The sequence below is a fragment of the Tepidimonas sp. genome (assembly GCF_036824975.1).
Classification (GTDB): domain Bacteria; phylum Pseudomonadota; class Gammaproteobacteria; order Burkholderiales; family Burkholderiaceae_C; genus Tepidimonas.
Genome location: NZ_DAISZC010000104.1, coordinates 1 through 3668 on the forward strand (window position 1 = coordinate 1; position 3668 = coordinate 3668).

General features: G+C 68.0%; 4 protein-coding genes. 2 read left to right on the forward strand and 2 right to left on the reverse strand.

Annotated features, from left to right (window positions below; all coding sequences use genetic code 11):
- Both V7Z54_RS09555 and V7Z54_RS09560 read right to left on the reverse strand, forming a co-directional pair.
- The coding region (locus tag V7Z54_RS09555; protein ID WP_334136148.1) for an SLC13 family permease at nt 1-374 on the reverse strand (374 nt) is incomplete at its 3' end.
- Between the two features lie 284 nt (nt 375-658).
- Nucleotides 659-1432, reverse strand: a complete 774-nt coding sequence (locus V7Z54_RS09560; protein WP_334136150.1) for a ParA family protein — start codon at nt 1430-1432, stop codon at nt 659-661.
- Nucleotides 1433-1655: 223 nt separating this feature from the next.
- Between V7Z54_RS09560 and queA the strand changes: the two genes are divergently transcribed.
- Nucleotides 1656-2750, forward strand: a complete 1095-nt coding sequence (gene queA, locus V7Z54_RS09565) for a tRNA preQ1(34) S-adenosylmethionine ribosyltransferase-isomerase QueA (RefSeq protein ID WP_334136151.1) — start codon at nt 1656-1658, stop codon at nt 2748-2750.
- Nucleotides 2751-2894: 144 nt separating this feature from the next.
- Entirely contained in the window at nt 2895-3599 is a 705-nt protein-coding gene (locus V7Z54_RS09570) for a DUF3334 family protein (RefSeq protein ID WP_334136152.1), read from the forward strand.
- Nucleotides 3600-3668 lie beyond the last annotated feature (69 nt).

Below are 3668 nucleotides of genomic sequence, written 5' to 3' on the forward strand. Positions count from 1 at the left end.
ACCACCGGAATCATCACCATCACCAGCGGGGTGTTGTTGACGAATGGCGACACGCCAAGACCCAGCGCCAACAACCCTGCCAGCAGCCGCCGCTCGCTGCGCCCGGCCCACTGCGCCAGGCGCTCGCCCAGCCAGTCCACACAACCGGTGCGGCTCAGCGCCGCGCTGATAACGAACAGACACGCGATCGTGAAGGGAGCGCTGTTGCCCAACACCCCCAGCACCTGCGCGGGGGTCAGCACCCCCAACGCCAACAACAGGGCGACGGCGGCCAGTGCGGCGATATCGGGCTTGATGCGCTCGCGCACAAAGGCCACGAACAAACCAGCTAGCACCAGCGCGATGACGGGGGCATGCCAGGCGGTGGGAATCATGGACGCGGACGATAGCGCCGCCTGATCAAAACCGCAACGAATAAAACGTCATCAGCTTATTACAGCCCGGCCGAACGGTGTGCGCTGCAGACAGGGGCCCCGCCAAGCGGCCAACGACCCGGCGCTCGAACGCCCCCGCCGTGGCGTCTGCCCACGTGAACCACGGGCAGCCTAACACTACCCTTGTTGCCGGCGGCCGGTGGGGGCCTGCCTGTGCGCCCCGCCGGCGGTTGGCGCCTGTCCCTGCGGCCGTGCGGCTGGCGCGGACCGACCACCGCGGCCCATCAGCCGCTGGCGTGCAGCCGCTCGTGCAGCGCCACGAGGGCCAGGGTGAGCTTGTGGCGCGGCTGCAGGTGGATCATTGGGCGCGCCAGCTGGTGCGATTCGCGCACTATCACCGACGCCGGCAGATACGGCTCCAGCACCGGCAGCCCCTCGTCACGCAGCTCCTGCACCAGACGCTGCGGCAACTGGGCGCGCGGCTGAAACTGGTTGACCACGACACCACGGATGGCCAGCACCGGGTTGTGGTCGGCGCGGATCTCCTGTACGTGCTCCAGCAGCCCGTACAGCGCCTGCCGCGAAAAGTCGTCGCAGTCAAACGGAATCAAACAGCCACTGGCACCCATCAGCGCGGAGCGGGTGTAGAAGTTCAGCGCCGGCGGGGTGTCGATGTAGATGTGCGCGTAGGTCTGCGCCAGCTGCGCCACGGCTTCACGCAGCTTGTAGATCTTGTGGCGCGACTCCAGCTTGGGCTGCAATTCGTGCAGCCGCTCGCTGGCCGTCATCACGTCCAGCCCGGCAAAGGGCGTGCGAACGACAAAGTCCGCGGCGGGCAACGGATGGAACGTAAAGCTGAGCGTCTGATCGTAAAAGTCGGCCACCGTGGGCTGGCCATCGGCTGCCGGCCCGCCCAGCAGGTAGCGCGTGGCGTTGCCCTGGGGATCCAGGTCGATCAGCACCGTGCGCAGCCCGCGCGCGGCACTGATGGCGGCCAGGTTACACGCGATGGTGGACTTGCCAACCCCGCCCTTTTGGTTGAACACGACCAAGGCCATCGGTATTCTCCCGCTGCAGTTTGGGCCATGATACCTTCTGCGACAATCCGCCAGATGACAGTGTTGGCCTGCCTTGGCCGTGCTGTCTGGCCAGCAGGCCTCGGGGGTGGCCGCGCGCGGCGCGGGTCTCCCCCTTTGCTGCGGCGAGCGCCCCACGCGCCCGCAGCCCCCCTTGTCATCGTCCGATACCCCTTGGCACGGGCCTGTCCGGCCCTCAAGTACCATGTCCCACGCCCCCACTGACCTGGATGCCACCGCCCCACGCGGCACGCGCCCCCTGACCGTTGATGATTTCGACTTCGCCCTGCCGCCCGAGCTGATCGCCCAGCACCCCGCGCCGCAGCGCAGTGCCTCGCGCCTGCTGGACGGACGCCAGTGGCCCCCCGTCGACCGCATCTTCCGCGATCTGCCCACGCTGCTGGCTCCGGGTGACTTGCTGGTGTTCAACGACACCCAGGTCATCAAAGCGCGCCTGTTCGGTCACAAGCCCACCGGCGGGCGGCTAGAGCTGCTGGTTGAGCGCGTGTTGGCCGACGGTGACGTGGTGGCGCACATGAAAGTGAGCAAAAAACCCGCGCCGGGCACCGTGCTGCACATGGCGCCCGACGCCCACGGGCAGCCCGCCTTCACCGCCACCGTGCTGGGGCGCTGGCCTGACGCCGACGGTGCGCTGTTTCGGCTGCGCTTTTCCGATGACCCCTACGCGCTGATGGCGCGCCATGGCCACGTGCCACTGCCCCCTTACATCGAACACGCCGACACCGCCGAAGACGAGCGGCGCTACCAAACCATCTTCGCTCGCTACCCCGGCGCGGTGGCCGCGCCCACCGCCGCACTGCACTTCGACGAAGCCGTCTTGGCGGCGCTGCACGCTCGCGGTGTGCAGCGCGCCAGCGTCACCCTGCACGTAGGCGCGGGCACTTTCCAGCCCGTGCGGGTGCGCGACGTGCGCCAACACCGCATGCACCACGAGTGGTACCGCATCCCGGCCGAGACCCTGCAAGCGCTGGCACAGACCCGCCGCAGCGGCGGGCGCGTGCTGGCGGTAGGCACCACCACCGTGCGCACGCTGGAGAGCTGGGCGGCCACCGGCCGCACCGAAGGCGAGACCGATCTGTTCATCATCCCGGGCTTTCGCTTCCAGGTGGTGGACTTGATGATCACCAACTTCCACCTGCCGCGCAGCACGCTGATGATGCTGGTCAGTGCGTTTGCCGGTTACGATCACGTCATGGCCCTGTACCGGCACGCCATCGCGCAACGCTACCGCTTCTTCAGCTACGGTGACGCGATGCTGCTGCAGCGCGCGCCGCAGTAACCCGTGCAGCCGGGCACTCCGGTGCCCGGTTGCGCGTGGGCACAGCGCCTGCCTGGCCGCAATGGGCCGCCCACCCCGAGGTCCCCGGCCGGCCGCGGCCCGGGGCTGCACACACGACTTGACGGGATGACCACAGGAGCTGGCATGACCACAACCGCCACCGACGACGTGATTTTTGACACCGACAAGCTGCTGCTGAGCCTGTGCCAGTCGGTCGCGCGCGTACTCAACGCCGCCAGCGGCAGTGGCATCACCTACTCCGGCATGGTGCAGCGCATCCACAAGACGTGCCTCAAGCCCGACATCGGCTGCTTTGTGCTGTTTGACGGCGGCTTCTCTGGGCTGGTGATCTTGAATTTTTCGGGCCAGGCCGCCATGGAGCTGTACCGCGGCGCCATGCAGCAAATGGGGCTGCCGGAGCATGAACTGGCCACCTCCTACACCTCCGACGAGGTGGCCAACATGATGGGCGAACTGCTCAACCAGGCGCTGGGCGACTTCACCAGCAAAATCCGACGCGAGCTGCAGACCCACATTTCGCACAGCCAGCCCAAGATGGTGGTGCTCAACCGGCAGGTGATGCTCAGCGTCGACGCCCACCTGGACCAGCCCGAGGCACGGCGCGTGACCTTCTACACCGCGCGCAACCACATCTTCTACCTGGAGCTGGCCATCGACCGCACCGAATTCGTGCGCCTGACCGATTTCGAACCCCAGGCCGCCCCCGACCCGGATGCGCTGATGGCACAGGGCAGCGCCAGCCCCACCCCCACGCCCTCGTCGGCTACCGCCCCAAGCGGCAACGGCGATGACGACACCGCCGAGCTGCTGCGCTCGCTGGGCATGTGAGCCTGTGCGCCCGCAGTGCCGCGCAGCCCGGGGCTGCCGCGTTCACCGACGGCTCGCCGTCGCACTGAC

Bases quoted from the DNA above. Each gene is read 5' to 3' on its own strand.
- V7Z54_RS09560 (WP_334136150.1), bottom strand. From the start codon at position 1,432: ATGGCCTTGGTCGTGTTCAACCAAAAGGGCGGGGTTGGCAAGTCCACC.
- V7Z54_RS09570 (WP_334136152.1), top strand. From the start codon at position 2,895: ATGACCACAACCGCCACCGACGACGTGATTTTTGACACCGACAAGCTG.
- queA (WP_334136151.1), top strand. From the start codon at position 1,656: ATGTCCCACGCCCCCACTGACCTGGATGCCACCGCCCCACGCGGCACG.